This window comes from Thiomicrospira microaerophila (assembly GCF_000934765.1).
Taxonomy (GTDB): Bacteria; Pseudomonadota; Gammaproteobacteria; order Thiomicrospirales; family Thiomicrospiraceae; genus Thiomicrospira; species Thiomicrospira microaerophila.
Genome location: NZ_JYNN01000003.1, coordinates 30,556 through 55,834, shown reverse-complemented (window position 1 = coordinate 55,834; position 25,279 = coordinate 30,556). Strand labels below are relative to the sequence as shown.

The window sequence follows — 25,279 nt, the reverse complement described above, 5'->3', positions numbered from 1 at the left end:
AGGAGTCTGATCAGTTGGTATGCATTCCCACTGAGGACAGTGGGAACGAGAAAATCGATCATCCATCTAAAACCTAGTCAACAGGCCGCATAGCGAGGCTGGGTTAGGCGGCCTGTTTTTGTGTTAGTCTTTAACGTGTGCGTGGCGCGACAGGTGGCGGCATCACATCGGGCATGGGTTGGTGCAGTGTGGGTGGTAATTCACCTTCAACGCGATCATGAATTTCCATCACTAAGCCACTTTGGGTAACGACATAGTGATCTGGATAGATATGCACGACCTTATACACCATCGGTCGAATCTGCATGCCTTGTTCATTTATGGGTTTGCCTAAACCCATATACATACCACACATCGTCGATCCGGTTTCAATCTTGCCTTTTGGAACAAGATCATAATCTTTATGGCTAAGCAGGTTTAGCGAGTCGAGCCGATCAAAAATACGTTTTTGGTCGGCTTCGTTGTGGTCAGTATAAGCGGCACAGAGTTCAATTGGGCGGGTTTTGCTTAAGTCTTCGGGTAGCGGCGCGGTGGCGCCTGTTTGGGGTGCAGCCTGGCTAAGGCTCGCAAGTCCAAGGCCTAAGCTAAGCGCTAGGGCGCTGAGTAGTGGTTTTTTCATAGTTTTTGCCTCTTTTTTTTAACCAGGCCTGGTTGATATAACCAAGCTTGATCTTACTAAATTTGAACGAAATTGTAACAAACTCTGATGGATGCAAAATCGCATTAATAGAGTAAGCTTTGGAATTTGCGGCGATAGGTTTTGACCAGTTCCGGTTCGCTGACCGAGAGCATATCAAATAGTTTAATCAAATGGCCGCGTGCCGCACCTTCTTTGAATTCTCGATCCAACATAAACACTTTAAGCAGGGCTTGCATGGCTTTTTCATATTCGCTGTGTAGCGCTAGGAAACAGGCTAAGCCATAGAGCGCGCTGACATCATCGGGGTTATCTTTGAGTTTGGCTTGAATAAGACTGATGTCTTCAGATTCGGCGACCGCTTGCGCAAAGTGAATAATGCCAATAATCGGTTTGGCCTCAGGGGCGGTTTTGGCGGCATCCGGTAGTTGATTAAACAGCTTGGTGGCGTCTTCGAGTTGACCGGTCTGTAGGTACATTTGAACCAGGTCTAAAGGCACTTGATGGTTGTTAGGATCTAGTTCTGAGGCTTGGCGTAGCAATGTGACCGCGCTGTCTAAATCGCCTTGGTCAAAGGCCTGTTGTGCTTGCGCACGCATGGCATCAGAGGGGCGTTCGATATGGGGTTCAAGGAGTTTGCGGAATTCACTTTCTGGCAAGCCGCCTGTCAGTTCGGCGATTTGTTGACCATTTTTGAATAGTTTAAATGTCGGCACTGAGCGCACCGCAAATTGATTGGCAAGGGCTTCGTTGTCATCGATATTAACCTTGGCAAGCAAAAACAAGCCTGCAAATTCATTGGCTAATTTTTCCAGCACCGGCATCACCGATTTACAGGGTCCGCACCAAGGCGCCCAAAAATCGACCAGCACCGGGAGGTGATGGGAGTTGTCTAGCACGACTTGTTGAAAGTTTTCGCCATTGACATCGGCTATTAACGCTTGACTCATAGTGGTTTCCTTTGGGATTAACTTGGGTTTATCTTGGGTTATTTATTGGTTTTATCGCAATGTTTTGAGTTGATAAAGTAAATCCAGCGCCTGTTTAGCGGTTAGCTCATCGGGCGAGATTTTATCGAGTTCAATTAATATGGGGTGGGGTTCGGCAGAATTAAAGAGGTCGAACTGAATTTCGGGTTGTTTAACCTGTAGTTCTTTACTGGGTGCTGTTGGTTTAGTGTTTGGATGCTCGTCAGCTTTTTGTTCTAGATCATGCAAAATGGCTTTCGCACGTTGAATGACGGATTTGGGTACACCCGCTAGGCTGGCGACTTGCAAACCATAGCTTTTAGAGGCGGCGCCCGGTTGAACTTGGTGTAAAAATACAATCTTGTCTTGATGTTCTATCGCGCTGAGGTGGATATTAACGGTATTGGCATAGCGTTGAGATAAATCAGTCAGCTCAAAGTAGTGGGTAGCAAATAAACAAAAGCCTTTTACCTGTTCGGCCAGATGCTCGGCAATCGCCCACGCCAGCGATAAGCCATCATAGGTCGAGGTGCCACGGCCTATTTCATCCATCAAGATCAGCGATTGTTCACTGGCATGGTGCAGGATATGCGCAGTTTCTGTCATTTCAACCATAAAGGTGGAGCGTCCGCTGGTGAGGTCATCCGAGGCGCCAATCCGGGTGAAAATTCGATCAATCGGGCCGATTTCCACCGATTCAGCCGGCACAAAGCTGCCGATATGGGCGAGTATCGCAATCAGGGCGGTTTGGCGCATAAAGGTGGATTTACCGCCCATATTCGGGCCGGTAATGATTTGCAAGCGGCTATGGTTATCAAATATCGCATCATTGGGAATAAACGGCACATCGCTCAGGGCTTCAACCGTTAAATGACGACCTTGATGGATAACCAGGCCTGGTTGTTGGCTGAGCTTGGGGCGAGTGAGTTGATGTTGTTCGGCCTTTTGCGCTAGATTGACCAGCGCATCCAGTTGCGCCAGCGCGGAGGCGCAGGTTTGCAGGGGTTTAATCGATTGGTTTAGGGTTTCAAGCAGGGTTTGATAGAGTTGTTTTTCACGCGCTAGGGCTTTGTCGCCGGCGCTGAGCACTTGGTCTTCAAAGCTTTTGAGTTCGGGAATAATATAGCGTTCTGCGCCCTTAAGGGTTTGACGGCGGACATAATCAAGCGGCACTTGTTCGCTTTGCAGTTTACTGACTTCAATATAGTAGCCGTGTACTCGGTTGTAACCGACTTTAAGGGTTGAAATACCGGTGCGTTCGCGTTCACGTTGTTCGAGGTCAAGCAGGTATTGCCCGGCTTCGTTTTTAAGATTGTTGAGCTGGTCAAGTTCGGCATCATAGCCGGTTTTAAATACGCCGCCATCACGCAATAGCATCGGCGGATTCTCAAGAATCGCGCGATCGAGTTCGGCTGCTAACTCATCGAACTGATTAATTTGCTGGCTGAGTGCAACCAGATCGGGTTGGTTTAGTGCATTTAATGCTTGGTTGATTTCGGGCAATTGATTGAGTGCGCGCCCAAGTTGCAACAGGTCACGCGGTCGAGCTGAATAGAGGGCGACACGGCTGAGAATACGTTCTAAATCACCAATCGGTTTGAGTTGGCGTTTGAGTGTTGGGTGCTGGTCTTGTTGAATCAGGGTATCAATGATGTCGAGCCGTTGGTTAATCAGCTTGGGATCACGTAAGGGCATCAACAACCAGCGTTTAAGGAGTCGGCTGCCCATTGCTGTGGCGCAGTTATCCAGCAGGCTAAGCAGGGTGTTATGGGTGCCGCCGGTTAAATTGGTGTCGAGCTCAAGGTTGCGCCGACTCATCGCATCGACAATCAGGTTATCGTCCGTGCTGTAGCTGTGAAAACTCTGTACTTGGTTAAGGGTGTTTTGTAGCATGGTTTGCGCATAGTAGAGCAGTGCGCCACAAGCCGAAATGAGGGTGGGTTTGTCTTGGCAACCAAACGCGATCAGGTCTTGGGTTTGGAGTTGATCGGTCATTTTGGTTTGCGCCGTCTTTAAATCAAAATGCCAGCTAGGTAGCCTAACCAGGCCTGGTTGTGTTTTGAGGCTGTCCGCTAGGTTTTCGCCCTCTGCAACAATCAGTTCGGCAGGTTGTAACCGCTTGATTTCATCAAAAAATGCTTGAGAAGTATCAAATTCACAGCCTTCAAAACGCCCACTGGCGACATCTAAATAGGCGAGCGCATAACGCTCATCGGTTTGATAAACCGCGCAGAGTAGGTTTTCTTGGTTAGCTTCAAGTAAGGCGTCGTCAGTGAGTGTGCCGGGGGTGAGGACACGCACGACTTTACGTTCAACAGGGCCTTTGCCCAGGGCTTCGCCAACCTGTTCGCATATCGCAATCGACTCACCAAGTTTAACTAATTTGGCAAGATAGCCTTCGGCGCTGTGATGCGGGATACCTGCCATCGGAATCGGTTTTCCAGCGGATTGTCCGCGCGCTGTTAGCGTGATGTCGAGGAGCTTTGAAGCTTTTACCGCATCGTCATAAAACAATTCATAAAAATCGCCCATCCGGTAAAACACCAAACGATCTGGGTGCTCGGCTTTGATGGTTAAAAATTGTTGCATCATCGGGGTGTGGGTGCTGGTTGTCATGGCGAACTTATTTTTTTGAATGTGTTGATGTCGTATGGAGTGCTGCCTGACAGTTTGCTGTCAGGCGGGTAGAGCGGAGTTTATTCTTCGATTGCAGCGGTATTCATGCTTTTAACGCCACCAGATTTTTGATGGTGATCGCCAATTTTTTCTTTGTGCTTGATAATCTGACGATCCAACTTATCAATTAAACCATCAATAGACGCATACATGTCTTGGGTTTCATTGCTGGCAAATAGGTCTTGACCAGAAACATGGACAGTGGCTTCTGCTTTCTGATTTTGTTTTTCTACCGTTAAAATTACGTGAACATTGGTAACATGGTCAAAATGACGCTCTAGTTTGGCGAATTTGTCGTTTACAAAGTCGCGAAGCGCATCGGTTAAGTCTACATGATGGCCAGTAATATTAATTTGCATTCCTAACTCCTTGTTTTTTATTTATGGAATGTATTGCGAGGCTTCATAGTTTGAAACCCTGGTTCTTATTTATGTAAGAGTTGTTGCAAGTATAGCATATTCGTTGTTGAGTTCCTCTTTTTGCAAGAAGACAAAATGTGATTAAGCCCGAAAATTTTCACCCAAATAAACCCGTCTAACATCTGGATGGTTCAAAACATCCTCTGGTGTACCTTGGGCGAGAATCGTGCCAGCGTGAAGAATATAGGCTTGGTCACACACACCTAAAGTTTCTCGCACATTGTGGTCGGTGATGAGTACGCCAATTTGTTTGTCGCGCAGATGTTCAATGATGTGCTGGATTTCTTTGACCGAAATAGGATCAACCCCCGCAAAGGGTTCATCGAGTAATATAAATTTAGGCTCCATCGCTAGAGCGCGGGCGATTTCAACGCGCCGCCGCTCACCGCCGGATAGGGCTTGGCCAAGCTGGTTAATAATATGGTGGATTTGTAGATCATCGAGCAGGTGTTCAAGTTTTTCATTACGCTGTTGTGGCGTCAATTCAGGGCGCATTTCTAAAATAGCGAGTATATTGTCACGCACAGTCAGTTTACGAAATACGGAGGCTTCTTGCGGTAAGTAACCTATGCCAAGTCGAGCGCGCTGATCGATGGATAGTCGGCTAATATCCTGGTCATCAAGCATGATTTTGCCGGCATCATGTTCAACCAGGCCTGTCATCATATAAAAGGTGGTGGTCTTGCCCGCACCATTCGGACCGAGTAACCCAACCACTTGACCGCTGTGGACATCTAAATCAACTGAGGTGACGACCTTGTATTTTTTGTAACTTTTGGCAAGCCCGCGTCCATAGAAGTGCGCCATTAGTCGTCGCTCTGTGGGGTAAGTGTCATGATAACGCGTCCTGTTTGCTGATCCGTGCTGCCGGCATTCAAGGTTTGGTTATTGATGTCATACACTAATTTTGGGCCTTGGATCGTGTGGGTGTTTTCTTGCTCAAGGTAAGCTTCACCGATCAGCTGAACCTGGCCTTGTTGTGTATGGTAAATAATCGTTTGGGCGTGGCCGGTGATATGCGTTTGTTGGCTGGGGTTGTGAAACTTGAATAGCGCGGGTGAGCCTGTAATGGTCATGGTGTGTAATTGACGGTTAGGGTGCTGAATCTCTACTTGATCGCCGCGTAACTGTGTTTCACCTTGGGAAATAATGACATTGCCTGTGTAACGCGTGATGCCTGTCGCGTCTTGTGAGTCTAGTTGATCAGCTTCAACTTGAATGGGGTGTACGTCAGGTTTCTGCGCCCAAACAGATGGGCTAAGGCTGGTAAAAAAACAGCTGTAAACGATGAGCGCAAGCTTGTTCGTGTTAGTGAATCTCATAAAGTGTGGTTACCTGTGAGTGAATTTGGGTGCGTTGGCTATTTAAATCAATTTGCAGCCCCACTCCTTGTGTTTGGCTGAGTGATGTGGTGAATTTTACAGCAACAGGGCTGGTGAGTAGCGCTGTGTTTTGGTTATAGTCAAGCTGTTCGGTACGGAACTGGTTGATTTGTATTTTTTCGGCTGAGTGAAGGTGGTGTTGAATATGAATCTGTTTTTTAAATGCATAATGCTGCTGTTCAGTGAGGGTCAGTTGTTCACTGCGAATCACCATGTTTTGGTCGGTTTTGGTGATGAATACGCGAGGCTGTTCGGCAAAAATGGTGTCATGTTGCTGGCGTAAGCGCTGCGCTTGCATGTAATGTTGGGTTTGATCTGGTTGTAAGTGCCAAGCGCGTGCTTGATCGATAGACCAGTCATTCTGCTCAAGCTGTGTCGCCGCGCTAGAAGGCATGTCGCTCGATCTAAAAAGACTGAAGACTAGCACCAGTGCAACTAAACCTAGTAAGAGCGTAAACAGCCTTGTCGATTTAACTGGCATCGGCTATCTCAAATAGAAATCCATGTGGGTTTGCCAGTGTCCTTGGGTTTTCATGATGAATTCACAAAACTCGCGAACCGCCCCACGTCCGCCATCAAATTGACTGACAAAATCAACGCGTGATAGGACTTCAGGGTCACTGTCTTTCGGGCAGGCAGAAAGGCCAACACGACGAAGGATCGGTAGGTCTAAAATATCATCGCCCATATAAGCCACTTGATCGAGTGACAGCCCTAGTTTTGCCATCAGCGCTTCAAAGGTCGGCAATTTATCAGGCACCCCTTGGTATAGGTGTTTAACCTTGAGATCTTGCATGCGTTTTTTAACTAGCTCGGAGGTACGACCGGTGATAATACCGATGTCTATACCGCTTTTTTGTATCAGCACCATGGCATGGCCATCACGGGTATAAAAGGCTTTGTATTCTTGGCCATCATCCCCATATATCAGGCGGTTGTCGGTGAGTACACCGTCAACATCGAGCAGTAGTAATTTAATTTTATTGGCTTTGGCTTGTAATTCATCCATTTGCAAGGGTTCTCAAGTTAGGAAACAGTGTTGAAGTATAGCAAAGTTAGATAGCCGATAAATAAGGATAATAAGAAAATGCCCTTAAACCGGGAAATGCTCGCGGTACCTCTGAAGGGGAGTGCGACCAGTAGCATCATGACCGTAAAGCCAAGTAAAATCGGTAGGTCGCGCTTCAATAGGTCATTGTCTATCAGCGAGGGGGCTAGAATCGCGGGCACAGCCAGCACCGCAAGCAGGTTGAATAGATTTGAACCCAAAATGTTGCCTATCATCATATCGAGTTCACCTTTTAAGGCCGCGCTAATCGAGGCGGCGAGTTCAGGTAGGCTGGTGCCAATCGCAATAATAGTGAGGCCAATAATTAGGTCAGGTACTTCAAAAAATTCAGCAATTTCAACGGCACCCCAGACCATCATACGTGCGCTAATCACAAGTAAAACCAAACCGCCAATTAAGTAGAAGAATCCACGCCCTTTACTTAGCTTCGGTAGGTCTTCAAGTTCTTGATTGATTTCAGCGGCGAGTGGGTCATCAGGGGAAATGTTTTTGTTACGGCGAATAATCCAGGTTAGGGTTAAGGCTAGAGCCGTTAGCAGAATAATGCCATCTACTACCCCCAGTTTATAGTCCAGCATTAGCACCACCGTCAGGATGGTGATAATCAGCAGAATTGGCATTTCACGTTTGATAAAGTCCGATTTGACCGCAATCGCGGCAATCATCGCGGTGACACCGAGCACCAGACCAATGTTGGTGATGTTGGAACCCACCGCATTACCTACGGCTAAACCAGGGTTGCCTTCAAGTGAAGCGATAATGGCAACGACGATTTCAGGGCTGGATGTACCAAATCCAATAATTACCGCACCGATAATCAATGGCGAGACGTTATAGCGAACAGCAACGCTGGCCGCGCCATCAATAAAAAAGTCAGAACTCCATACCAATAAAGCTAATCCTATTATCAACATAATTGACGGAAGGATTAATACAGTCGACATAAATGCGCTCTCGCTATAAACTATCGTTTTTAAGAATCTGCATATTATACAAAAATTATAGGCGCGATAAAATTTTTTTATGAGGAAGGCGATGTTAGCAAATTTATCGATAGGTGTTGACGATTGGCAGCGGCCTGAGCTAATAACTAGTTATTATCCAGAGGGGTTGCCAGAAGACTGGCGCTATGACTATTATTTTAATGATTTTCGCACGGTGTTGGTGGCCCAGTCTGAGTGGATGCGTTGGTCGAATGCGGATGTTGAAGAACTCTTGCATTGCCGACGCGAGGACTCGGCGTTGTTTTTGAAAATCGACGATGCTCAGCAGGCGTTGGCTTATCAGCTTGCAAGCTTAAAACATAGGTTGGGTGATTTAATTGCCGGTTATTTAGTGTTTGATGACCGACTCGAAGATGCGCAAGTTTTGAACTTGCCAGGTCCGTTGACACGAGTCAGTCAACAGCAAGCGTTACCCGGCTGGCAATGGCGTCATCAAGGCTGGATTGTGTCCGGCGCGCCGTGCGGCTGGTTGGCTAGTTTGCCGGTGGATATGAAGCAGCAGCGTGTGGCTTTGCAAGATTTTGTCACAAGTTTGCCTGATAATAATACGGCGCGCGCCTTTTTTGTTGGCGGTGAATCGATTAAGATGGTAAAAATTCAAGAGTTAAAGACCCTGGCTGAATTGCTGGGATATTAATTAGTTCTTTTTTGCCTTTATTTTTCTTTACCAAGGAACTGTTTATTTTGTCTGATTTGATTGAAATTGAAAACTTGTCATTTAGTCGTGGAAATCGAAAAATATTTGATGGTTTAACCTTAACGATTCCTCGTGGTAAAGTCAGTGCGATTATGGGTCCGAGTGGAACAGGAAAAACAACGCTTCTTAAGTTGATTGCTGGGCAACTTAAGCCTGAGTCAGGGCGTGTTTTGGTCGGTGGTCAGGATGTGCATCAGCTCAAAAGAACCGATTTATACCGCTTGCGTCAACGTATGGGGATGTTGTTTCAGTCGGGTGCGTTATTAACCGATTTAACGGTGTTTGATAATGTTGCCTTTCCATTAAGAGAGCATTTTAAGCTGCCTGCATCCTTAGTCGAGAAGTTGGTGTTGATGAAATTGCAGTCGGTAGGCTTGCGTGGCGCAGTGGATTTAAAGCCTGCTGAGTTGTCAGGCGGCATGGCGCGTCGTGTTGCTTTGGCGCGTGCGCTAATTCTTGATCCTGAGATGTTGTTTTATGATGAGCCTTTTGTGGGTCAAGACCCGATTACGATGGGTGTTTTGGTTGGGCTGATTAAAAAGATGAACCAAAGTTTGCATTTAACGAGTGTGGTGGTATCGCACGATGTGGATGAGGTGTTGTCGATTGCAGACTATGCTTGCGTGTTATCAGAGGGGCGAATTATTGCACAGGGCACGCCCGAGTCGTTGCAGCAATCGGCGTCCGAGTACGTTCAGCAATTTTTGCAGGGATTGGCCGATGGGCCGGTGCCGCTGCACTACCCTGTGGAAAGTTGGGATGAAAAGTTAACGCTATCCCGTGGGGGTCACCGATGAATGGGTTAGCGAAACTGGGGCGCGCTAGTTTATGGCGACTGCAAAGTCTGGGGCAACTTGCGTTGTTTGTGTTTTCGGTTTTCCCTGCGTTGGGCTATGCGTTTGTTCACTTTCGTCTTGTTATTAAACAGGTATACGGGGTCGGTGTACTGTCTTTACCGATTATCCTGACAGCCGGCTTATTTGTGGGTATGGTGCTGGCATTGCAAGGGCACTACATTCTTTCAACATTTAATTCAGAAGAAATCGTCGGTAGTATGACGGCTTTGTCGCTGATTCGCGAACTGGGTCCCGTTGTGGCGGCATTGTTATTTGCAGGGCGTGCGGGATCGGCCTTGACGGCTGAGGTGGGTTTGATGAAGTCCACCGAGCAGCTCTCCGCACTGGAGATGATGGCGATTGACCCAATCAAATATGTCGTTGCACCGCGCATTTTGGCTTGTGTGATTGCTTTACCGATGTTGGCGCTTATTTTTATCGCTATCGGTGTGTTTGGCGGTTACTTGGTGGCAGTGGGTTGGTTGGGTGTCGATGAGGGGGCATTTTGGGCGCAAATGCAGCTCCATGTGGATTGGCATGATGATGTGCTCAATGGTTTGCTTAAAGCGATTGTGTTCGCCTTTGTAATTGCTATTATTTCGTTGTTTCAAGGCTATGAAGCGATGCCCACCTCTGAGGGGGTTAGCAATGCCACAACACGCACGGTTGTACAGTCATCCTTGTGGGTGCTAGGATTAGATTTTGTATTAACTTCAATTATGTTCACGTAAGGAATAAAGATGAATCAGCAAGTTAAGTTTGAAGTTTGGGTGGGGTTGTTGGTGTTAATTACATTAATATCGACGGCTTTTATCGCGCTAAAAGTCAGTAACTTTAGTGAAACGCAAGATCGCTCAACCTATCAAGTCGATGCATTGTTTTCAAATATTGGCGGCTTAACAGTGCGGGCCCCTGTGAAAATAAGTGGTGTGGTGGTCGGGCGTGTAACCGGGATATCGATTGACCCGGTTACTTATCGTGCAAGGGTACAAATGGATATTTTTAAAGAGTATGATGACCTGCCAACCGATACCTCTGCAATGATTTTAACTTCAGGCTTGCTGGGTAGTCAGTATATTGGTTTAGAGGTCGGCGCGGATGATGAGTTGCTTGTCGAAGGTAGTCGTATCTACTTTACCCAGTCGGCGTTAGTATTGGAAAATTTAATTGGGCGTTTATTAGTTAGTTTGACAGAAGGAGGCAGTAAATGAAAAGCTTATTTAAGTGGGTAGCGACACCGTTTGTCGCTTTGGCCTTGATGTTGGGTTCAGTATCTGCGGCACAGGTGAATCAAAAAGATCCTCAACAGATGATTATTGAGTTGTCGCGGGTGATTTTGCCTGAGTTGCAAGCGCGTGCTGTCGAGCTAGCGAATAAGCCAGCGGCGTTGCAGGCCTTTACCGAGCAATATGCCTTACCTTATATCGATACACCTAGAATGGCGCGTTTTATTGTTGGCCGCTCATGGCGTGCCGCTTCTGAGCAGCAGCAGCAAGCGTTTGTTGATGAATTCACCAAAAGTATGTTGCGCTCTTATTCTAGCAGTTTGTTAAATTTAAATATTGAGCGAATTGATGTCGCTGCCTCGATTCCTGATGGTGATGGGCGTGTGCTGATTCCGACTAAAATTCTTCAAGGGTCTGGTAAATCGGCTGAAGTCGTCTATCGTGTGTTTCAGGAAAGAGATTCGGGCAATTGGATGATCTATGATGTGATTGTCGAAGGCATTAGTGTATTGGTGAGCTTTAGAGAGGCTTATAGTTCAGACATTGAGCGTCATGGGTTAGATAGGGTGATTGCTAACCTACAAGAGCGAAACAAGGATTTTAAATAATTGAGTGAATTTTTTGACTATTCAGCGGGTCGGCTGGTTTTTACAGTAGACTTGGTTCTATCCAATGTGGCCGATTTGTATCAGGCATTGACCAGGCAAGATTTAACCTCTGTTGATCAGGTTGATTTGTCAGCGGTTAAAAAGTTAGATAGTGCGGGCATTGCTTTATTGCTTGAGCTAAAGCAAATGGCGGCGTGTTTGACGTTAATTCAGCCCCCTGCACATTTGAGTACTCTACTTGCCTTGTATAATCTTGAGGCGCAATTTCATTTAGTTGAGGAGTCGCGGCATTGAACTCAGATCCAGTGGCGGTGCAGTTTGAGTCAGTGACCAAGTGTTTTAGTAGGCTTCAAGCGTTGAATAACGTCAGTTTTGAAGTAAAGCAGGGCAGTTTTTTTGGTTTATTGGGCCCCAATGGTGCCGGTAAGTCAACCCTTATCAATGCGATGTCAAGTCTAGTAGTGCCCGATTCTGGTCAGATACACGTGATGGGGCATGACGTGCAAAAGAATTATCGTCAAGCACGCCGTGCGCTGGGTCTGGTGCCGCAAGAGTTAATTTCTGATCCTTTCTTTTCTATTCGTGATTTATTGATTGTTCAGTCGGGCTATTTTGGTTTGCGTGGTCGTGCGCAGTTGGCATGGATTGATGAATTGTTAGTGCGTTTGGCTTTAGCGGATAAGGCGGATGCATTGACCGCCCAGCTTTCAGGCGGCATGAAACGCCGGGTGCTGATTGCGATGGCGTTAGTACATAAACCGGCGGTGTTGGTGTTGGATGAGCCGACAGCGGGTGTGGATGTGGATTTGCGTCGCACGCTTTGGGCATTTGCACGCGAACTGCATACGGCAGGGCATACAATTATTTTAACTACGCATTATCTTGAGGAAGCCGAAGCTTTATGTGATAAGGTGGCGATTATGCAGAAGGGGGAGATTAAGGCATTGGAAAAAACCCAAGACCTGTTAGCCCGTCACCCTTATCGTTATTTGCGCGTGACCTTGCCAGAAACAGGTTCATTTAATCCTCAAGATTTATCGCCTGAGCTGGCGATACGGTTAGCTGAGCGGGAAGCGAATGCCTTGCTATTTAAAATCGAAAAAAGTTTAGCAATGGAACAGGTATTGGCTTGGTTGCAACAGGATGGCTTAAATATTCAGGATCTAACCAGTCGAGATGCGTCACTTGAAGAGGTGTTTTTAGACCTGACGGGGGCGCAGCTATGAACTGGTACGGTTGTTGGGCGTTCTTTAAAAAGGAAATCGCACGGTTTTATTCGGTTTCGGTGCAAACTGTTTTTGCCCCAGTTGTTTCTACTTTATTGTTTTTATTGATTTTTGGGCAGGTTTTAGATACCCGCTTAGATGCCTTTAGCGGTTTGAGTTATAGCCAGTTTTTGATACCAGGCCTGGTGATGATGGCATTGCTGCAAAATGCGTTTTCTAATTCGTCCTCGAGCATTATTCAATCAAAGATGTATGGCAATTTAAGCTTTGTGCTGGTGAGCCCGATTTCGCCATTAGAATTGTATATTGCTTTTGTCGGGGCAGCGATTGTCCGTGGTTTGGCTGTAGGTATGGGTGTGCTGTTAGTGGGCTGGGTCGGGTTTGATTTGCAGTGGTACTCGGTAGGCTGGGTGCTGTTGTTTGCGGTGCTGAGTGCCGCGTTAATGGGTGGCGTAGGGTTGATAGCGGGTATTGTGTCGGAAAAGTATGATCATTTGGCGGCGTTCCAAAACTTTTTTATTATGCCGCTTACTTTTTTGAGCGGTGTGTTTTACTCGATTCAGTCCTTGCCTCCTTTCTGGCAAACTTTATCAATGTTTAATCCTTTTTTCTACATGGTAGATGGGTTTCGCTATGGGTTTTATGCTCAGTCTGATGTTTCTGTTTATCTGAGTTTGTTTATCACGCTTGTTTTTTTGGTTTCTGTGACAGTGATAAATCTGATTTTATTGGTGAAAGGCGTTAAAATACGTCATTAAAAATTTTTGGTATTAATTTATGTCTCCTGAAAAAATTCAACAAATGATTCATCAAGCCTTGCCCGGTAGCCAAGTGAAAATGTCGGGGGCGGATTGTAACTTTGCTGTCGAAGTCACATCCACTGACTTTATTGGCTTGAGTCCGCTTAAACGCCACCGATTAGTCAATGATATCTTTAAAGCGCAATTTGACTCGGGTGAATTGCATGCCTTATCGATTAAGACCCGTGTTCCTGAGCCAGATTAATGGATAAGTTGGTTATTTGTGGCCCTTCACATATTCAAGGTGAGGTCGATATTTCTGGCTCTAAGAACGCGGCCTTGCCGATTTTGATGGGGTGTTTGTTAGCACAATCGCCTGTAACCCTGTCAAATGTACCGCACCTGCGAGATGTGACCACCAGTTTGCAGCTGCTCGCGACCATGGGTTGCGAGGTAATGATGGATGAGAATCTAAATATTACTTTAGACTGTTCGGTCGTTCATGCGAAAGAAGCACCTTATGAATTGGTGAAGACGATGCGCGCCTCGATTTTAGTGATGGGGCCCTTGTTAGCTCGTTTTGGTGAGGCAAAGGTGGCGTTGCCCGGTGGCTGTGCTATTGGCTCTCGTCCTGTAGATATTCATATTCAAGGGATGAAGCAAATGGGCGCCGATATCCAGATTGAGGATGGGTTTATTGTCGCGCGCGCGCCAAACGGTTTGCAGGCTACCGATTTTAGTATGCCTGTGGTAACGGTGACAGGCACTGAAAACTTATTGATGGCGGCGGTAATGGCGAAGGGTAAAACGATTTTACGCAATGCGGCTTGTGAGCCAGAAGTCGTGGACCTGGCCAACTTTTTAAATGCAATGGGTGCCAAAATTACGGGTGCCGGTACGCCAGATATCGAGATTGAAGGGGTGGCGGCATTGGAAGGGGTCCCTTATCGCGTTATCCCCGATAGAATTGAAGCGGGTACTTATTTAGCCGCTGCGGCGGTGACGCAAGGCTGTGTTACACTGACAAAAGTGGATCCTAGTCATCTGGTCGCGGTATTGGAAAAGTTTGAGCAAGCCGGTGCCCTTGTGACCCACACGCAGGACACGATAACACTGGATATGCGTGGGCGACAGTTAAAAGCGGTTGATATTGAAACTCAGCCTTACCCGTTGTTTCCTACTGATATGCAGGCGCAGTTTTTGGTGATGAATGCGATTGCGCAGGGGAAGGGGCGAGTCGTTGAAACTATTTTTGAAAACCGTTACATGCATGTCGCTGAGTTGGAAAAAATGGGAGCCGCAATCAGGATGTCGGGTAACGAAGCGATTACCCTAGGCGCCAATAAACTGATCGGGGCCGAGGTGATGGCGACTGATTTGCGCGCATCGGCCTGCTTGATTATTGCTGCGCTGGTGGCTGAAGGTAAAACAACGGTCAGTCGTATTTACCACATTGATCGTGGCTATGAACGTATTGAAGAAAAATTTCATCGACTTGGCGCGAATATTCAGCGTCTGAGTTCTTAAGGTAAAAAATTATGACAAATGTATCAAATCAAACATTAACGATTGCGCTTTCTAAGGGGCGTATTTTTAAAGATACGCTGCCTTTATTGAAAGCGGCGGGTATTGAACCCTTAGATGATCCAGAAACCAGTCGCAAATTAATTTTAGAAACGACTCAGCCAAATGTGCGTTTATTGGTCGTTAGAACCACAGATGCACCTACTTATGTGGCTTATGGTGCCGCTGATATTGGTGTAGCCGGTAAGGATGTGCTGATGGAATCGCCAACCGATAACTTGTATGAGTTATTGGATTTGGAGATTGCTAAATGTCGTTTAATGGTGGCAGGGCCGGTTGATGAAAAGCCACACGGGCACCGTTTAAAAATTGCAACGAAATATGTCAACTCAGCGCGAGCCTATTATGCCCAACAAGGCCAGCAAGTGGATTTGATTAAATTGTATGGTTCGATGGAACTAGCACCGCTCATCGGTTTGGCAGATCGAATTGTGGATTTGGTCGACACAGGGAATACGCTGAAGGCCAACCATTTAAAGCCGCTTGAACATATTGCGGATATTAGTTCGCGTCTCATTGTTAATCAGCATGCCTACAAAACGAAGTTTGCTCAAATTCAGCAAATCATTGAACAGTTTAAAACGGTAATAGGGAAATAGTTATGGTCGATTCTATTAATATTCGTCGTCTTAATGCAAATGATGCCGGTTTTAACACCGAACTTGAAGCGCTTTTAGCTTGGGAAGGGGTGTCAGATGATCGTGTTAATGATGTGGTTAAAGAAGTGCTGAAACGTGTTCGTACCGAAGGTGATCAAGCACTATTGGACTACACCGCTAAGTTTGATCGTTTGACCTTAAAAACCAGCGCTGAATTAGAGATTTCGCAGGCACGTTTGCAGGCCGCTCTGGTCAACATACCCCAAGACCAGCGCGAGGCGTTGGAGTTGGCTGTTGAGCGCGTGCGTAGCTATCACGAACGTCAAAAGCAAGCCTCCTGGACTTACACTGAAGCCGATGGTACGCTGCTAGGGCAACAAGTTAGTTGTTTAGATCGTGTGGGCTTGTATGTGCCAGGTGGTAAAGCGGCTTACCCATCCTCTGTGATTATGAATGCCGTGCCAGCTAAAGTAGCGGGTGTACCTGAATTAATTATGGTGGTACCCACGCCTGATGGTGAAGTGAATGAAATGGTGTTGGCCGCCGCCGCCTTGTGTGATGTTGATCGTGTTTTTTGTGTAGGGGGTGCTCAAGCCGTGGCCGCCTTAGCTTATGGCACGCAAACTATTCCAGCCGTAGATAAAATTGTTGGACCAGGTAATATTTATGTCGCGACCGCCAAGCGTATGGTGTTTGGTACCGTTGGTATTGACATGATTGCAGGCCCCTCAGAGATTTTAGTCGTGTGTGATGGTAAAACCAATCCAGATTGGATTGCGGTTGATTTGTTCTCCCAGGCAGAGCATGACGAAGATGCACAATCGATTTTAGTGACTCCCGATGCAGCGTTTGCGGATCAAGTTGTTGCCAGCATGAACAAATTGTTATCGACTATGCCGCGTGAAAAAATTATCCGTACAGCACTGGAGGCGCGTGGTGCAATTATTGTGGTTGATGACATGGACCAAGCGGTTGAGATGATTAACTTTATCGCCCCTGAACATTTAGAGCTATCGGTCGATGATCCGCAGTCGATGTTGCCCTCGATTCGTCATGCCGGTGCGATTTTTATGGGCCGCTATACCGCCGAGGCATTAGGTGATTACTGTGCAGGTCCGAACCATGTGCTACCGACTTCGCGTACCGCACGTTTCTCATCGCCCTTAGGTGTGTATGATTTCCAGAAACGTTCCAGCTTGATTATGTGTTCGGCAGAAGGTGCGGATACATTAGGGCGAGTAGCCGGTGTGCTGGCTGATGGCGAAGGCTTGCAGGCGCATGCCGCATCCGCACGTTACCGTGTTAAATCTTAAACAGGCTGAAACCAAATCATGAATCAACAAGCCAGTGTGCAGGATTGGGTTGAACAGTTAGTTCGTCCAGAAATTCGCCAAATTAATGCTTATCATGTGCAACCCGCGCAAAACATGATTAAGCTGGATGCGATGGAAAACCCCTATGTTTGGCCACCGCAAATGCAGCAGGCCTGGTTGGAACGAATCGCGAGTTTGGCGTTTAATCGCTATCCTGATCCGAATGTGAGTTTGATTCGTGAACCACTTTCGCGTTTGTTAAATTTACCCGAAGATCAACAGCTAGTGTTTGGTAATGGCTCTGATGAGTTGATTCAAATAGTCATGATGGCAATGTCGGGAAGCCAGCGCGGCGTGATGTCGGTTGCACCTACTTTTGTAATGTATGACATGGTTTCGCGCTTTGTCGGCATGCCTTACCACTCGGTAGCACTGAATGAAGATTTTACGCTGGATGTGAATCGATTCATTGAGGCGATGCAGCAACATCAGCCTGCGATTGTGTTTATAGCCTATCCGAATAATCCAACAGGTAATGCATTTAGCCGCGCGCAAGTCGAGCAGATTATTGAGCAAGCACCCGGCCTGGTTGTGGTGGATGAGGCTTACAATGCGTTTGCCGAAGATAGTTTTATTGGGGACATAGAACGCTATCCAAATCTGGTGGTGATGCGCACTTTTTCAAAGGTAGGTTTGGCGGCTTTCCGCTTAGGTTATATGGTGGGTCATCAGCGCTGGATGACGGAGTTTGATAAGATTCGTCTGCCATACAATATCAATATCGCTACTCAACAGGGTGTCGCATTTGCGCTTGAGCATTATGATGTTTTAGTAGAGCAAGCGGCATCGCTTAAGCAGCAACGCACCGAGTTGGTGGCCGCATTAGAGGCGACAGGGACCTGTGAGGTTTATCCATCGCAGGCCAATTTCATTACGCTACGGCTTAAAGGTGTCAGTGCTGATAAGGTGTTTACCGGATTAAAGCAAGCGGGCGTGTTGATCAAAAATCTTTCACCAACCGGCGGGTTGTTAGCCAATTGTCTTAGAGTGACAGTGGGTAGTGCATCTGAAAACAAAGCGTTTATGGATGCCTTTTGTAAACAGCTCAAGCAGGTTTAATGCTAATGCAACGTGATCAACTGGTTAGCTATCTTAATAACTTGCTTGCGATTGATGAGTTTAAAGATTATGCCCCCAACGGCCTGCAAGTCGAAGGCAAAGCGGAAATAAAAAAACTCGTGTTTGGCGTTACCGCATCACAGGCTTTGATAGATCAGGCGATTGCACAGCAAGCGGATATGATTGTGGTTCACCATGGCTATTTTTGGAAAAACGAGCCGACGACGATAACGGGAATTAAGTATCAGCGAATAAAAAAGTTGATCGACCATGATATAAATCTTGTTGGTTACCATCTGCCATTGGATGCGCACCCGCAGTTAGGTAATAATGCACAGCTTGCTAAGCTTTGGGGTCTGGAGGATATAACACCACAGCCAGGCCTGGTTAGCCTGGTTAGATTAGGGCGATTATCAGAGCCTATGTCAATTGAGTTGTTTAAACAACAGGTAGCATCAAGTCTGGCGCGTGAGCCGCTACACTTGCCAGGCGGTCCGCAGCAGGTGCAAACCATTAGCTGGTGTAGTGGTGGCGCTCAGGGTTATATTCAGCAGGCGATTGATTGGCAGGCAGACGTCTATATAAGTGGTGAAGTATCCGAGCAAACAACGCATATGGCGGCGGAGTCAGGCATCCATTACTTGGCAGCAGGTCATCACGCCACCGAAACCTGGGGCGTTAAAGCCTTGGCTGAGTTAGTAAAAAAAGAATTTAATTTGCAAGCTGATTATATTGAATGCGTTAATCCGGTATAAAATGGAAGCGAGAGTCCTGTAAATTCATAGAATTAATTAATGCAACGTCGTGAGTCATAAGTTTTATTTATTTTGTAATAAAGATTTATGTATTCACCTTCAAGGGTCTGTTCTGTAGAATAGATTTTTCTTTTGAGCCATGAGGAAGTCATGACTATGTCTGAAGTTAAAACAATAGAAACGGTTGATATTAAGCGCCGTCAAATCCTCGCTGGAGCTACGGGCGTGGTAGGTGCGGTAGGTGCAGCGTTCGTGGCTGTGCCCTTTGTAGGGTCTTGGCAGCCAAGTGATAAGGCTAAAGCAGCGGGTGCCCCGGTGGATGTCGATATCGCTGGGTTGCAGCCTGGTCAGATGGTGACAGTCAACTGGCGTGGAAAGCCGGTATGGGTGGTGCGTCGCACGCCTGACATGTTATCGCGTCTTACAGAGCTCGATTCTGTGGTGCGTGATCCGATGTCGGAGAGTTCAGAACAGCCCGCCTATGCTAAAAATGCGACGCGTGCTATCAAGGATGAGTTTTTGGTGGTGGTTGGCATTTGCACCCATTTGGGTTGCTCGCCGCTTTACCGCCCCGCTGTTAATTCGCCTGATATGGCGGCGAATTGGCGTGGTGGTTTTTTCTGCCCTTGCCATGGTTCAAGCTTTGATTTGGCCGGTCGTGTATTTAGATCGGTCCCTGCACCGACTAATCTAGAAATTCCACCCCATAATTATCTAACCGAAACCAGAATTCGTATCGGTGAAGACGCGAGTGAAGGAGGGCAAGCCTAATGTCTGAAGTCAATAAAAAAGTCAGTGAGCCAGGTGGCTTACTGAAATGGGTGGATGATCGATTTCCATTAATTGAAACATGGAATGCGCATGTCGCCGAGTACTATGCGCCGAAAAACTTTAATTTCTGGTATTTTTTTGGTTCTTTTGCTCTGTTAACACTGGTCATTATGATTGTGTCCGGTATTTGGTTAGCGATGAGCTATAAACCCTCAGCGGATGATGCGTTTGTTTCTGTCGAGTACATCATGCGTGATGTTCAGTGGGGCTGGTTAATTCGTTATATTCATACCACGGGGGCATCTGCCTTCTTCATTGTTGTCTACCTTCATATGATGCGTGCCTTGCTCTATGGTTCTTTTAAGCAACCTCGTGAGTTGGTTTGGTTAATCGGCATGTTGATTTTTGTGGTCTTGATGGCCGAAGCCTTTATGGGCTACATGTTACCTTGGGGTCAAATGTCCTATTGGGGTGCACAGGTAATTATCTCCTTGTTCAGCACGATTCCTTTTATCGGTCCTGATTTGGCATTATGGATTCGCGGTGACTATATCATCTCCGATGCAACCCTTAACCGTTTCTTTGCATTGCATGTCATTGCATTGCCATTAGTATTGGTGTTGCTGGTATTTATGCACATTGTCGCTTTGCACAAAGTAGGTTCAAACAATCCAGACGGTACCGATATTAAAAAACATAAGAGTCCTGAAGGCTTACCTTTAGATGGTGTGCCCTTTCACCCTTATTACACCGTTAAAGATTCGTTTGGTGCGGTGATGTTCTTAATTTTCTTTGCGATTATTGTGTTCTACTTCCCTGATGGCGGTGGTCACTTTATTGAAGCACCTAACTTTGAGCCTGCAGATCCCTTGAAAACACCGGATCATATTGCACCTGTTTGGTATTTTACTCCGTTCTATGCCATATTGCGTGCGGTGCCAGATCCATTCTTAGGTGTTGCGGCGATGGGCTTGTCGATTGCGGTGTTATTTGCGATGCCTTGGTTGGACCGTTGCAAAGTCCGCTCTATCCGCTATCGTGGTAACTCGTACAAGCTTTTGTTAACCATGTTAGTGATCAGCTTTATTGTATTAGGTGTACTCGGTGCCTTGCCTTCAACGCCGCTATACACGAAGCTTGCGCAAATATTTACAATCCTTTATTTTGCTTTCTTTATTGTTTTACCCTTCACATCGGTAAACGAAAAGACGAAGCCAGTACCCGAGAGGACTACCTAATGAAAAACACATTCTTACGTAAACTAAGTTTGATGCTTGCCGTTATGATGCTCCCCTTTGGATTGGTGCATGCGGCACCCGGTTACAATATTGAGCTTGAAAAAGTCAATAATAACGTGCGCGACCAAGAGTCTCTTCAGCGCGGTGCTGTTTTGTTCGCAAACTATTGTATGGCATGCCATTCCGTTGAGCTTATTCGCTATAACCGTATAGCGCGTGATATAGGTTGGACGGATGAGCAAGCGATTGAAAACATGGCTTTTAATCAAGCTAAAGCGGTTGATTATGTTAAAACACGTATGGAGCCAGGCGTGTCTCAAGACCTGTTTGGCATCGAAGCGCCTGATTTGTCCTTGCTTACGCGTGTCAAAGGTAATGATTATATCTATACTTTTATTCGCGGCTATTATGAAGAAGAGGAAGGCAAGTGGAATAATAAAGTGCTAACGGGGACGTCGATGCCTAACGTGCTTGAGGGTTTGAAGCGTCATGCTAGTGACGAAGCCTATGATCAAGCGACAACGGATATCGTAAACTTTCTTGACTATGTCGGTGAGCCTTCCAAGGTTCAGCGTTGGGACTTAGGTTGGAAGGTCATCCTTTTCCTATTGGTGCTGTTGGTGCTCACCTATTTGCTTAAACGCGAATATTGGAAAGACATCAAACACTAATGTAATCGTTGTTTTTTTAAGCCCGCTTTGCGGGCTTTTTTGTTTGGGAGACGTTTGTGGCAAAAGCAAAAACGGTTTTCGTTTGCACCGAGTGTGGCGGCGAGCATTCAAAATGGCAAGGGCAATGCGCCGAATGCGGTGAATGGAATACGCTCAAGGAGCTCAGATTGTCGTCATCGCCCAAGGCCGCCACGCGGACCTCTGCAAGCTATAGCGGTACACGTTCAAACAAAGTGCTCTCGGCGCTGGAGATTGAACTATCGGAGGTGCCACGTTTTACTACCGGGATGTCTGAACTTGATCGTGTGCTCGGTGGTGGGATTGTACCCGGCTCTGTGGTGCTAATTGGTGGTGATCCCGGGGTGGGTAAGTCCTCGATTTTGTTGCAGGTGATGTGTGGCTTAAGTCAAACGATGCCCGTGCTCTATGTGACGGGTGAGGAGTCATTACAACAGGTGGTGATGCGTGCACAGCGTATGCAATTGCCGCAGGCTAAACTTAGATTGTTGGCAGAAACAGAGGTTGAGCAAATTATGAACTTTGCACAACAAGAACAGCCCAAGGTGATGGTGGTGGACTCTATTCAGACGATGCAGCTTGCTGAACTAGGAACAGCCGCTGGCGGGGTGACGCAAGTAAGAGAGTCTGCCGCCTATTTAACGCGGTTTGCCAAACAGCATAATATTGCCGTTTTTTTAGTTGGGCATGTTACTAAATCAGGCGAAGTCGCTGGCCCTAGAGTGTTGGAGCACATTGTGGATAGCGTTTTGTTCTTGGAAGGGCAGTCAGACAGTCGTTTCCGGACGCTCCGTGCGATTAAAAACCGCTTTGGCGCGGTGAATGAGTTGGGTGTGTTTGCGATGACCGAGTTGGGTTTAAAGCAAGTGAAGAACCCCTCCGCCATTTTTTTATCTCGCGGTTCTGAGCCGGCTGCCGGTTCGGTGGTGATGGTTATTTGGGAGGGGTCCCGACCGCTGTTGGTTGAGTTGCAAGCGCTCGTTGATGATTCGCCTTATGGCAGCCCGAGACGCGTGAGTGTCGGTATTGATTCGAATCGTATTGCGATGTTGTTAGCTGTGATGCACCGCCATGGCGGTATTCAAGCGGCGGATCAAGATGTTTATGTCAATGTAGTGGGTGGGATAAAGGTGACTGAAACCAGTGCTGATTTAACGCTGTTGTTAGCTATTCTCTCAAGCATGCGTAATAAGCCGCTAGATAACGGTTTAGTTGTATTTGGCGAAGTGGGGTTGGCTGGTGAAATTCGACCCGTACCCAGTGGTCAGGAGCGTATTTTTGAAGCGGCTAAACATGGTTTTAAGCGGGCGATTGTTCCCTTGGCGAACATTCCGAAGGGCGGTGTTGCGGGTATGGAATTGATTGGTGTAACACGCTTGTCAGATGCTTTAACGCACTTAAGTTAACCCTGCGCTTTCTATTGTGGGTTAAAATAGACTAGAATGTTCAAAAAATATTGAGAAAAGTACATGGACGTAAACGCCGCTTTAATTGACCTATATCAAGACTCAGAATTGGCCGTCGCCTTTATTCAGCGTCAAAATGATGCCGACTGGCAAATTTTATGGCAAAACCCGACCGCGAGAATGCTGTGGGGCGAATATGATATCAATCTGGATGTTGAGTTAAAGCTGCGCCTGCTGTCTGCGTTACAAACCCTGTCAGCCAAAAGTTTTAAGCACTTTCCCCTTCAAGGGGTGCAAGCCTATCAGTTTATTTTAAACCACTACCAAGATGGCTTTATTCTTCAATTTCTATCTAATACGGAAGAAGATGTTCGCTTAGAGGTTGCCAAATATGATGAAGCGGTGTGTCATAACGCGATAGAAGCGGCTGGGCTGGCACTGTTTGATTGGGACTTGTTAGAGGATAAGATTCATTATACGGATTTAACCTATAAGATTTGTGAAGTCTCACCTGTTGAGATGGGAAATACGAAGCAAGCGTTGATGGCGCGGATTCATCCGCAGGATGTCAATTTAGTTGCCGAGGAAATTGATGCGCACTTGGAAACCAAGTGGCCGCTGAACTTAGATTTTAGGTTAAGATCCAGTAATGGACAGTATATCTGGCTAAAATTAACAGGGCGTGCACAATGGGAGCCCGAAACAGATTTGCCGATGCGATTGGTGGGCTCTTTGCGTGATATTTCGGAGCAAAAGCGTACCGAGCAGACCGTTTATCAACGAGAGTCCCTTATTGAGCAAATTTTTGATGCCTTACCAGTTAGCATCTACGTTAAGGATGGTCATGGTTGTTTTCGTTTCTTTAGTAAGCAAACTGAAGCGCTGACAGGGGTTAGTCGTAATAAAGCAATAGGTCGAACGGATTTTGAGATTTTTTCAACTGAAATGGCACGCCAAAACATTCAGCTAGACGCTCAAGCAAGAGAAGCGGGTAAGTTACTAATGTCTGAGCAAAAGCGAATAGTAGATGGTCAGCCACATTGTTTTATGACTGGGCGTGGTCCGGTAACGATTCAAAACTTAGATCAAACAAGTTCAACGTGGCTGTTAGGTTTTGCCTTAGATATTACTGAGCGTTATAAAATGGAAGAGGATTTACGTTCTGCAAAACTGGCGGCCGAAGATGCCACCAAAGCTAAGTCTGACTTCTTATCGGTGATGAGTCATGAAATCCGAACACCCTTAAATGCGGTCATTGGTACGTCTTCCTTGTTACTGGACTCAGATCTGCGCAAGGAACAAATTCAGCAAATGCAAATGATCAAGCGTTCAGGCGAGCATCTCCTTTACCTTATTAATGATATTTTAGATTTCAATAAACTTGACTCTGGACAAATGCAGTTAGAGCATCGTGCGTTTAGTTTATTTGAACAGTTAGAAACGGTGGCGTCTATTTTAGGTCCAGAAGCTCAAATGAAAGGCCTCCTGTTTAAAACCGACTACGCCGCTGAACTTGCGCCGTTTATTTGGGGAGACGAAGCGCGATTACGCCAGGTGTTATTAAATTTAATGGGGAATTCAATTAAGTTTACGGAAAAGGGCTCGGTGACCTTGAGGGTTTCTCTGAGCAAAAAAACGCCAGGTTATGGTCGCTTTGAAATTAGAGATACGGGTATTGGGATTGCGCAACAAAATATTGGTAAGCTGTTTAGTGAGTTTATGCAAGCGGATAGCTCAACAACACGCAAATACGGTGGAACCGGTCTAGGTTTAGCGATTTGTAAAAAGTTGGTTGAAGCCATGAAGGGGCAAATCGGCGTAGATAGTGAGGTAGGTAAAGGAAGCTGCTTTTGGTTTGAAATTCCCACGCCGGCGGCGGCATCGAAAGCGGTAGACGAAGCCAATTTGACCCAAAACTTCGATGAACAGCGTCCGCTAGATATTTTAGTGGCTGAAGATAATCTGTCGAATCAAATGTTGATTCGCGCGATTTTAACCAAGTTAGGACACAAAATCACCCTAGCCAATAATGGCCTTGAGGCGCTAAAGCAATTAGCGCAGCGTGATTTTGATTTAATTTTAATGGATATGCAAATGCCTGAACTCGATGGATTAGAGGCGACCAAGCGTATACGTGCGCTGGGCGACAATGTGAAGGCCACCATACCGGTGATTGCACTGACCGCGAATGCGTTAAGCGGTGATAAAGAAAGGGTGTTGGATGCCGGTATGAACGACTATTTAACCAAGCCTATCGATATACACGCGCTTAAACGCGCGCTATGGAAGTGGAGTCAGGTTTAAGGATTGACGCGAA

General features: G+C 46.5%; 28 protein-coding genes. 19 read left to right on the top strand and 9 right to left on the bottom strand.

What is annotated here, in order from left to right; genetic code table 11:
- Positions 1–130: 130 nt before the first annotated feature.
- The 9 genes from NA59_RS02235 to NA59_RS02195 form a co-directional block, all read right to left on the bottom strand.
- Entirely contained in the window at positions 131–619 is a 489-nt protein-coding gene (locus NA59_RS02235) for a hypothetical protein (protein ID WP_044407303.1), read from the bottom strand.
- A 104-nt stretch (positions 620–723) separates the two neighbouring features.
- Positions 724–1,587: a thioredoxin gene (gene trxA / locus NA59_RS02230; protein WP_044407300.1), complete on the bottom strand. Its 864-nt coding sequence runs from the start codon at positions 1,585–1,587 to the stop codon at positions 724–726.
- Positions 1,588–1,638: 51 nt separating this feature from the next.
- The gene (mutS, locus tag NA59_RS02225; RefSeq protein WP_044407297.1) at positions 1,639–4,221 is read right to left on the bottom strand and encodes a DNA mismatch repair protein MutS; all 2,583 of its coding nucleotides are present in this window, start codon (positions 4,219–4,221) and stop codon (positions 1,639–1,641) included.
- An 80-nt stretch (positions 4,222–4,301) separates the two neighbouring features.
- A complete protein-coding gene (gene hpf, locus NA59_RS02220) occupies positions 4,302–4,640 on the bottom strand; it encodes a ribosome hibernation promoting factor (protein ID WP_044407294.1) in 339 nt (112 codons plus the stop codon).
- Between the two features lie 141 nt (positions 4,641–4,781).
- Entirely contained in the window at positions 4,782–5,507 is a 726-nt protein-coding gene (gene lptB / locus NA59_RS02215; RefSeq protein ID WP_044407291.1) for an LPS export ABC transporter ATP-binding protein, read from the bottom strand.
- Positions 5,507–6,022, bottom strand: coding sequence for a lipopolysaccharide transport periplasmic protein LptA (gene lptA, locus NA59_RS02210; RefSeq protein ID WP_052501404.1), 516 nt, complete (start codon positions 6,020–6,022; stop codon positions 5,507–5,509). Before lptA ends, lptB begins: the two co-directional genes overlap by 1 nt.
- Positions 6,009–6,563 carry an LPS export ABC transporter periplasmic protein LptC gene (gene lptC, locus NA59_RS02205; RefSeq protein WP_083944869.1) on the bottom strand — a complete coding sequence of 185 codons (555 nt, stop codon included), beginning with the start codon at positions 6,561–6,563 and terminating at the stop codon, positions 6,009–6,011. Before lptC ends, lptA begins: the two co-directional genes overlap by 14 nt.
- A gap of 3 nt (positions 6,564–6,566) precedes the next feature.
- Entirely contained in the window at positions 6,567–7,091 is a 525-nt protein-coding gene (locus tag NA59_RS02200) for a KdsC family phosphatase (protein ID WP_044407286.1), read from the bottom strand.
- Positions 7,092–7,108: 17 nt separating this feature from the next.
- Complete coding sequence (locus NA59_RS02195; RefSeq protein ID WP_322785769.1) at positions 7,109–8,065, bottom strand: calcium/sodium antiporter; 957 nt, start codon at positions 8,063–8,065, stop codon at positions 7,109–7,111.
- Positions 8,066–8,186: 121 nt separating this feature from the next.
- Between NA59_RS02195 and NA59_RS02190 the strand changes: the two genes are divergently transcribed.
- The 19 genes from NA59_RS02190 to NA59_RS14165 all read left to right on the top strand — a co-directional run bounded on the left by NA59_RS02190 (position 8,187) and on the right by NA59_RS14165 (position 25,266).
- On the top strand, positions 8,187–8,792 hold the full coding sequence (locus NA59_RS02190) for a hypothetical protein (RefSeq protein WP_044407280.1): 606 nt from the start codon (positions 8,187–8,189) through the stop codon (positions 8,790–8,792).
- 47 nt (positions 8,793–8,839) lie between these two features.
- Positions 8,840–9,649, top strand: a complete 810-nt coding sequence (locus tag NA59_RS02185; protein WP_044407278.1) for an ABC transporter ATP-binding protein — start codon at positions 8,840–8,842, stop codon at positions 9,647–9,649.
- Entirely contained in the window at positions 9,646–10,419 is a 774-nt protein-coding gene (mlaE, locus tag NA59_RS02180) for a lipid asymmetry maintenance ABC transporter permease subunit MlaE (RefSeq protein WP_044407275.1), read from the top strand. Before NA59_RS02185 ends, mlaE begins: the two co-directional genes overlap by 4 nt.
- A 9-nt stretch (positions 10,420–10,428) precedes the next feature.
- Positions 10,429–10,899: an outer membrane lipid asymmetry maintenance protein MlaD gene (gene mlaD / locus NA59_RS02175; protein ID WP_044407272.1), complete on the top strand. Its 471-nt coding sequence runs from the start codon at positions 10,429–10,431 to the stop codon at positions 10,897–10,899.
- Entirely contained in the window at positions 10,896–11,522 is a 627-nt protein-coding gene (locus NA59_RS02170) for an MlaC/ttg2D family ABC transporter substrate-binding protein (RefSeq protein WP_044407269.1), read from the top strand. Before mlaD ends, NA59_RS02170 begins: the two co-directional genes overlap by 4 nt.
- A complete protein-coding gene (locus NA59_RS02165; protein ID WP_044407266.1) occupies positions 11,523–11,816 on the top strand; it encodes an STAS domain-containing protein in 294 nt (97 codons plus the stop codon).
- Positions 11,813–12,748 (top strand): ABC transporter ATP-binding protein, encoded by a 936-nt coding sequence (locus NA59_RS02160; RefSeq protein ID WP_044407263.1) that lies wholly within the window; start codon positions 11,813–11,815, stop codon positions 12,746–12,748. Before NA59_RS02165 ends, NA59_RS02160 begins: the two co-directional genes overlap by 4 nt.
- Positions 12,745–13,506 (top strand): ABC transporter permease, encoded by a 762-nt coding sequence (locus tag NA59_RS02155; RefSeq protein WP_044407260.1) that lies wholly within the window; start codon positions 12,745–12,747, stop codon positions 13,504–13,506. The genes NA59_RS02160 and NA59_RS02155 overlap by 4 nt, the downstream gene beginning before the upstream one ends.
- A 19-nt stretch (positions 13,507–13,525) precedes the next feature.
- Complete coding sequence (locus NA59_RS02150; protein ID WP_044407257.1) at positions 13,526–13,753, top strand: BolA family protein; 228 nt, start codon at positions 13,526–13,528, stop codon at positions 13,751–13,753.
- Positions 13,753–15,015 carry a UDP-N-acetylglucosamine 1-carboxyvinyltransferase gene (gene murA / locus NA59_RS02145; protein WP_044407253.1) on the top strand — a complete coding sequence of 421 codons (1,263 nt, stop codon included), beginning with the start codon at positions 13,753–13,755 and terminating at the stop codon, positions 15,013–15,015. Before NA59_RS02150 ends, murA begins: the two co-directional genes overlap by 1 nt.
- A gap of 11 nt (positions 15,016–15,026) precedes the next feature.
- Positions 15,027–15,671 (top strand): ATP phosphoribosyltransferase, encoded by a 645-nt coding sequence (hisG, locus tag NA59_RS02140; protein WP_044407250.1) that lies wholly within the window; start codon positions 15,027–15,029, stop codon positions 15,669–15,671.
- Between the two features lie 2 nt (positions 15,672–15,673).
- On the top strand, positions 15,674–16,984 hold the full coding sequence (hisD, locus tag NA59_RS02135; protein ID WP_044407247.1) for a histidinol dehydrogenase: 1,311 nt from the start codon (positions 15,674–15,676) through the stop codon (positions 16,982–16,984).
- Between the two features lie 18 nt (positions 16,985–17,002).
- A complete protein-coding gene (hisC, locus tag NA59_RS02130) occupies positions 17,003–18,103 on the top strand; it encodes a histidinol-phosphate transaminase (RefSeq protein ID WP_044407244.1) in 1,101 nt (366 codons plus the stop codon).
- Between the two features lie 5 nt (positions 18,104–18,108).
- Entirely contained in the window at positions 18,109–18,858 is a 750-nt protein-coding gene (locus NA59_RS02125; protein WP_044407594.1) for a Nif3-like dinuclear metal center hexameric protein, read from the top strand.
- Between the two features lie 156 nt (positions 18,859–19,014).
- Complete coding sequence (gene petA, locus NA59_RS02120) at positions 19,015–19,629, top strand: ubiquinol-cytochrome c reductase iron-sulfur subunit (RefSeq protein ID WP_044407241.1); 615 nt, start codon at positions 19,015–19,017, stop codon at positions 19,627–19,629.
- Positions 19,629–20,867: a cytochrome b gene (locus tag NA59_RS02115; protein ID WP_044407238.1), complete on the top strand. Its 1,239-nt coding sequence runs from the start codon at positions 19,629–19,631 to the stop codon at positions 20,865–20,867. The genes petA and NA59_RS02115 overlap by 1 nt, the downstream gene beginning before the upstream one ends.
- Positions 20,867–21,538, top strand: a complete 672-nt coding sequence (locus NA59_RS02110) for a cytochrome c1 (RefSeq protein WP_052501403.1) — start codon at positions 20,867–20,869, stop codon at positions 21,536–21,538. The genes NA59_RS02115 and NA59_RS02110 overlap by 1 nt, the downstream gene beginning before the upstream one ends.
- Before the next feature lie 56 nt (positions 21,539–21,594).
- Positions 21,595–22,962 carry a DNA repair protein RadA gene (gene radA, locus NA59_RS02105; RefSeq protein WP_044407235.1) on the top strand — a complete coding sequence of 456 codons (1,368 nt, stop codon included), beginning with the start codon at positions 21,595–21,597 and terminating at the stop codon, positions 22,960–22,962.
- 63 nt (positions 22,963–23,025) lie between these two features.
- Complete coding sequence (locus NA59_RS14165; protein ID WP_052501402.1) at positions 23,026–25,266, top strand: PAS domain-containing hybrid sensor histidine kinase/response regulator; 2,241 nt, start codon at positions 23,026–23,028, stop codon at positions 25,264–25,266.
- The last annotated feature ends 13 nt before the right edge of the window (positions 25,267–25,279 follow it).

What these genes read in the sequence shown, in the direction of transcription:
- NA59_RS02235 (WP_044407303.1), bottom strand. Translation starts at nt 619, where the DNA reads ATGAAAAAACCACTACTCAGCGCCCTAGCGCTTAGCTTAGGCCTTGGA.
- trxA (WP_044407300.1), bottom strand. Translation starts at nt 1,587, where the DNA reads ATGAGTCAAGCGTTAATAGCCGATGTCAATGGCGAAAACTTTCAACAA.
- mutS (WP_044407297.1), bottom strand. Translation starts at nt 4,221, where the DNA reads ATGACAACCAGCACCCACACCCCGATGATGCAACAATTTTTAACCATC.
- hpf (WP_044407294.1), bottom strand. Translation starts at nt 4,640, where the DNA reads ATGCAAATTAATATTACTGGCCATCATGTAGACTTAACCGATGCGCTT.
- lptB (WP_044407291.1), bottom strand. Translation starts at nt 5,507, where the DNA reads ATGGCGCACTTCTATGGACGCGGGCTTGCCAAAAGTTACAAAAAATAC.
- lptA (WP_052501404.1), bottom strand. Translation starts at nt 6,022, where the DNA reads ATGAGATTCACTAACACGAACAAGCTTGCGCTCATCGTTTACAGCTGT.
- lptC (WP_083944869.1), bottom strand. Translation starts at nt 6,563, where the DNA reads ATGCCAGTTAAATCGACAAGGCTGTTTACGCTCTTACTAGGTTTAGTT.
- NA59_RS02200 (WP_044407286.1), bottom strand. Translation starts at nt 7,091, where the DNA reads ATGGATGAATTACAAGCCAAAGCCAATAAAATTAAATTACTACTGCTC.
- NA59_RS02195 (WP_322785769.1), bottom strand. Translation starts at nt 8,065, where the DNA reads ATGTTGATAATAGGATTAGCTTTATTGGTATGGAGTTCTGACTTTTTT.
- NA59_RS02190 (WP_044407280.1), top strand. Translation starts at nt 8,187, where the DNA reads ATGTTAGCAAATTTATCGATAGGTGTTGACGATTGGCAGCGGCCTGAG.
- mlaE (WP_044407275.1), top strand. Translation starts at nt 9,646, where the DNA reads ATGAATGGGTTAGCGAAACTGGGGCGCGCTAGTTTATGGCGACTGCAA.
- mlaD (WP_044407272.1), top strand. Translation starts at nt 10,429, where the DNA reads ATGAATCAGCAAGTTAAGTTTGAAGTTTGGGTGGGGTTGTTGGTGTTA.
- NA59_RS02170 (WP_044407269.1), top strand. Translation starts at nt 10,896, where the DNA reads ATGAAAAGCTTATTTAAGTGGGTAGCGACACCGTTTGTCGCTTTGGCC.
- NA59_RS02155 (WP_044407260.1), top strand. Translation starts at nt 12,745, where the DNA reads ATGAACTGGTACGGTTGTTGGGCGTTCTTTAAAAAGGAAATCGCACGG.
- NA59_RS02150 (WP_044407257.1), top strand. Translation starts at nt 13,526, where the DNA reads ATGTCTCCTGAAAAAATTCAACAAATGATTCATCAAGCCTTGCCCGGT.
- murA (WP_044407253.1), top strand. Translation starts at nt 13,753, where the DNA reads ATGGATAAGTTGGTTATTTGTGGCCCTTCACATATTCAAGGTGAGGTC.
- hisG (WP_044407250.1), top strand. Translation starts at nt 15,027, where the DNA reads ATGACAAATGTATCAAATCAAACATTAACGATTGCGCTTTCTAAGGGG.
- hisD (WP_044407247.1), top strand. Translation starts at nt 15,674, where the DNA reads ATGGTCGATTCTATTAATATTCGTCGTCTTAATGCAAATGATGCCGGT.
- hisC (WP_044407244.1), top strand. Translation starts at nt 17,003, where the DNA reads ATGAATCAACAAGCCAGTGTGCAGGATTGGGTTGAACAGTTAGTTCGT.
- NA59_RS02125 (WP_044407594.1), top strand. Translation starts at nt 18,109, where the DNA reads ATGCAACGTGATCAACTGGTTAGCTATCTTAATAACTTGCTTGCGATT.
- petA (WP_044407241.1), top strand. Translation starts at nt 19,015, where the DNA reads ATGTCTGAAGTTAAAACAATAGAAACGGTTGATATTAAGCGCCGTCAA.
- NA59_RS02115 (WP_044407238.1), top strand. Translation starts at nt 19,629, where the DNA reads ATGTCTGAAGTCAATAAAAAAGTCAGTGAGCCAGGTGGCTTACTGAAA.
- NA59_RS02110 (WP_052501403.1), top strand. Translation starts at nt 20,867, where the DNA reads ATGAAAAACACATTCTTACGTAAACTAAGTTTGATGCTTGCCGTTATG.
- NA59_RS14165 (WP_052501402.1), top strand. Translation starts at nt 23,026, where the DNA reads ATGGACGTAAACGCCGCTTTAATTGACCTATATCAAGACTCAGAATTG.